This window comes from Bacillus sp. JJ1503 (assembly GCF_036965125.1).
GTDB lineage: Bacteria > Bacillota > Bacilli > Bacillales > Cytobacillaceae > Cytobacillus.
This window is the reverse complement of record NZ_JBALOZ010000126.1, coordinates 1-4,192: the sequence shown is the minus strand read 5'-3', so window position 1 is coordinate 4,192 and position 4,192 is coordinate 1. Positions and strand designations below refer to the sequence as shown.

The window sequence follows — 4,192 nt, the reverse complement described above, 5'->3', positions numbered from 1 at the left end:
ATATAATAAATATTGGGAAAAATATAAAATTTAATATTATTATAACAAAATTTTAATAAACAAAGAACTTATCATAAGAAAATATAATGAATCTAGAAAAGAATTAGGACGAAAACATATGTTTTAATGCTTGCTTTAGATTTGGCTGCCAATAAGTCCATGTATGATTCCCTTCAAATTCTTCATAAAAATAAGGGAACTTTAATTCATTAAGTAGCTCTGATAATTCACGGTTAGGTGTTAAAAAATCTGCAATTTCCTTTGTTGTTGTCTTGACTGCCGTTTCTTCCTTGCCAATGACATGATAAATATGTAGAAGGTGTGGCTCTTTAACTTCTTTAACGCCTTTCATTACATCCTCATTAACCATTGGAGATTGTAAAATAACCTTACCAAATGTATGAGGATATTGAATAGCTGCCATTAGAGAAACAGTTGCTGCTAAGGAGTCTCCAATAAGTGCACGGCCCATCCCCATCTGATAAGTTGGGAATTCTGCATCGATAAATGGAACGAGCTCGTGTGCAAGAAAGCGGATATATTCCTGATGCTGTTCACCGCTCGGATGATATTTTCTTCTTCGATCTTCTCCGTTTTTGTAAGGAATGCCTACAATGATTATTCTTTCAATCATATTGTTTTCTAATAATTCATCTGCCATCCTGCCGATTCTTCCAAACTGAAAATAATCTTTGCCATCTTGGGCAAAAAGGATTGAATATTTATATAAAGGATTGAAAGCTGTTGGCAGGTAAATTAGAATCTGTAAGTCTTCACCAAGCTCTTTACTTGAGAATGTTATATCCTTAATTGTTCCTCTAGGTATACTCAATTCAAAACCTCCATTTTCTATTTAATTGGCTCATCAAAATATATTATCATAAATGGTCAAAAACTAAAAAAAGTAGGTATTGAAGCCTGTGCCTTAGGATACAATTCGACAGAATTAATTCAAAATTAATAATAATTGTTTACTAAATTGATGTTTATATGTATTATATTTTCTATACCTATCCAATTAATTTACTTTTCCGTAAAGGGATAATTTTTTGAATTAAATATCCGAATGGTAGGTGACATATATATTCACTAAAAGATTTACGGAGGAATGATATGATACGATTTGCGTCTGTAAATAAGTATTATGGAGACTTTCATGTACTTAAAGATATTAATCTAGAAATTAAAAAAGGGGAAGTTGTAGTTGTTATAGGTCCATCTGGATCTGGGAAAAGTACGATGCTCCGTTGCATTAATCGTCTTGAGACAATTACTACTGGCGGATTAACAGTTAATAACTTAGTAGTAAATGATAAGAAAACAGATATTAACCAGTTAAGAAGAAATATAGGAATGGTTTTTCAACATTTCAACTTATATCCACATAAAACAGTTCTTGAAAATATTACAATTGCGCCAACTATGGTATTGAAGAAGTCAAAAGCTGAGGCAACAGAAACAGCTATGTACTATCTTGAAAAAGTAGGAATTCCTGATAAGGCAAAATCATTTCCATCCCAATTATCGGGAGGGCAGCAACAAAGGGTTGCAATTGCAAGGGGACTTGCGATGAAACCTGAAATTATGCTGTTCGATGAGCCTACTTCTGCACTTGATCCAGAAATGGTTGGAGAGGTTCTAGATGTAATGAAAGCGCTAGCAAAAGAAGGAATGACTATGGTCGTTGTGACTCATGAAATGGGATTTGCTAAAGAAGTAGCTGATCGAATTGTATTCATGGATCAAGGCCAAATTGTTGAAGAAGGAATTCCGGCTGAGTTTTATGCGAATCCAAAGGAAGAAAGGGCTCGTACATTCCTTAGTCGTGTATTAAATCATTAAAACAAAAGGGGGATTATTTATGTTTAAGAAAAAAGGAAGAAAAATAGCAGGTATCCTGTTCTTATCTGCAACAATGCTTCTTGCTGCATGCGGCAAGGATGAAAAGGAAACGACAGGTTCTGGTAGCAAAAATGCTTTAGAACAAATTAAAGAAAATGACAAAATTGTAATTGGGGTAAAGCATGATACTAGATTATTCGGACTTAAAAACCCGAGTACTGGTGAAGTAGAAGGTTTTGATATTGATATTTCAAAAGCATTGACTAAAGAGCTTCTTGGTGACGAGAACAAAGTAGAATTTAAAGAAGTTACTTCTAAAACGCGTATTCCAATGTTAAACAATGGTGATATTGATGCAATTGTAGCAACGATGACAATCTCAGAAGAGCGTAAAAAAGAAGTTGATTTCTCTGATGTTTATTTTGATGCCGGACAATCACTGCTTGTTAAAAAAGGAAGCGCCATTAAAGGTCTTGAAGATTTGAAGAGCGGCACGAAAGTTCTTGCTGTTAAAGGTTCGACATCAGCAAAGAACATTCGTGAAAAAGCCCCTGACACAACTGTTTTAGAATTTGAAAACTATGCTGAAGCATTTACTGCCTTAAAAGCTGGTCAAGGAGATGCTTTAACGACAGATGATTCTATTCTTTACGGTATGGCTGACCAAGATTCAAACTTTGAGCTTGTTGGCGGAACTTTCACAGAAGAGCCTTATGGAATTGCTGTTAAAAAAGGAAATGAAGAATTAGTTAATGCTATTAACGATGCTTTGAAGAAGTTAAAAGAAACTGGAAAGTATGATGAAATATATAGCAAGTGGATTAAAACTAACTAGTATCAAATGATGTCAGGATGAGCAATTGCTCATCCTGACCACTTTTTATAAAAAGGAGGGGAAATCAGTTTGCTTGATTTTACAATACTTACTGATAATTTAGACACATATTTAGAAGGATTTAAAAATACAGTGTTTTCTAGCATTATGGGACTTATTGGAAGCTTTTTTCTTGGGATTATTGTAGCAGTTATGAGAATTTCCCCATTTAAACCACTAAATTGGCTTGGAACTGCATTTGTTGAGTTCTTCAGAAATATCCCGCTTCTTATTATTGCTTTCTTCTTTTTTAATGGTCTTCCTGCTATTGGTGTAACTTTATCTGGTTTTACTGCTGGTACAATTGCCTTGGCGATTTATACAGCTTCATTCATTGCTGAAGCAATTCGAGCAGGCATTCAATCGATTCCGAAGGGACAAATGGAAGCAGCAAGGTCTTCTGGTCTAACATACTTGCAAGCGATGAATGTAATCATATTGCCCCAGGCAATAAAAATAGTCATTCCACCGATTGGAAACCAGTTTATTAACCTTGTCAAGAATTCTTCTATTTTAGGAATGGTAGCTGGTTTAGATTTAATGTATTTTGGTGATATTATTTCGTCAAATACATTTGTGACATTTGATGTATATATTTTCGTAGCAATCTTTTATCTTGTTTTAACCATTCCATTAAGTCTAGGCGTTGGCTATCTTGAAAAACGCTTGGCTAGAAGCCATTAAGGAGGGGAACTATGGATTTTATTGGAGCTCTCTCAGTCGATCATTTAAAATTCCTCGGTACTGGCTTTATGGTGACGCTTTACATTGCATTTATATCTATTTTCTTGAGCTTTATCATTGGAATCGTTATAGGAACTTTACGATATGCTAAAATCTCAGTATTATCAAAAGTCATAGCAGTGATCGTAGAAACCATTCGAAATACTCCGCTATTGTTAATCATTTTCTTTACCTTTTTTGCACTGCCGGAAATTGGGATCAAAATGAGTAAGCCTGTAGCTGCCATCACTGCATTGACAGTATTTACATCAGCCATGCTATCTGAAATTGTAAGGGGCGGATTAAATTCTATTGATAAAGGTCAAATGGAGGCTGCCCGGTCATCAGGGCTAACATATATTCAAGCATTATTTAAAATAATCATGCCTCAGGCCTTAAGAAGAATGGTACCTCCGATTGTAAGTCAATTTATTTCTTTACTTAAAGATACATCACTATGCGTAATTATTGCTTTACCAGAACTGATGCGTAATGCTCAGATTATCTATGCACAAAATATTAATTATATAATTCCGATATTTATCGTTATTTCAATCATGTATTTTGTTGTGAACTATGGCCTGTCATTAGTTGCACGAAGGCTGGAAAGCAGACAAGTATAATAAATGAGTGTCAATCAACCGATTTTCTTTGCAAGTTAGAGAATCGGTCTTTTCATTTAAGAAAACCTAAATTAATCATTGTTAATGAAAAGAAAGCAAAAATGATTGACTTTTTCTAAAAAATTAATAT

At 34.1% G+C, this 4,192-nt stretch carries 5 protein-coding genes; 4 read left to right on the top strand and 1 reads right to left on the bottom strand.

Features of this window, described 5'->3' with window-relative positions; genetic code table 11:
- Positions 1-103 precede the first annotated feature (103 nt).
- On the bottom strand, positions 104-832 hold the full coding sequence (locus V7149_RS10965; protein ID WP_335345666.1) for an alpha/beta hydrolase: 729 nt from the start codon (positions 830-832) through the stop codon (positions 104-106).
- Positions 833-1,113: 281 nt separating this feature from the next.
- Here V7149_RS10965 and V7149_RS10960 point away from each other — a divergent pair, with 281 nt between their 5' ends.
- The 4 genes from V7149_RS10960 to V7149_RS10945 all read left to right on the top strand — a co-directional run bounded on the left by V7149_RS10960 (position 1,114) and on the right by V7149_RS10945 (position 4,062).
- Complete coding sequence (locus V7149_RS10960; RefSeq protein ID WP_335345665.1) at positions 1,114-1,842, top strand: amino acid ABC transporter ATP-binding protein; 729 nt, start codon at positions 1,114-1,116, stop codon at positions 1,840-1,842.
- A 19-nt stretch (positions 1,843-1,861) separates the two neighbouring features.
- Positions 1,862-2,677 (top strand): transporter substrate-binding domain-containing protein, encoded by an 816-nt coding sequence (locus tag V7149_RS10955; RefSeq protein WP_335345664.1) that lies wholly within the window; start codon positions 1,862-1,864, stop codon positions 2,675-2,677.
- A gap of 69 nt (positions 2,678-2,746) precedes the next feature.
- Positions 2,747-3,400, top strand: a complete 654-nt coding sequence (locus tag V7149_RS10950) for an amino acid ABC transporter permease (protein ID WP_335345663.1) — start codon at positions 2,747-2,749, stop codon at positions 3,398-3,400.
- Positions 3,401-3,411: 11 nt separating this feature from the next.
- Positions 3,412-4,062, top strand: a complete 651-nt coding sequence (locus tag V7149_RS10945; RefSeq protein WP_335345662.1) for an amino acid ABC transporter permease — start codon at positions 3,412-3,414, stop codon at positions 4,060-4,062.
- Positions 4,063-4,192: the final 130 nt, after the last annotated feature.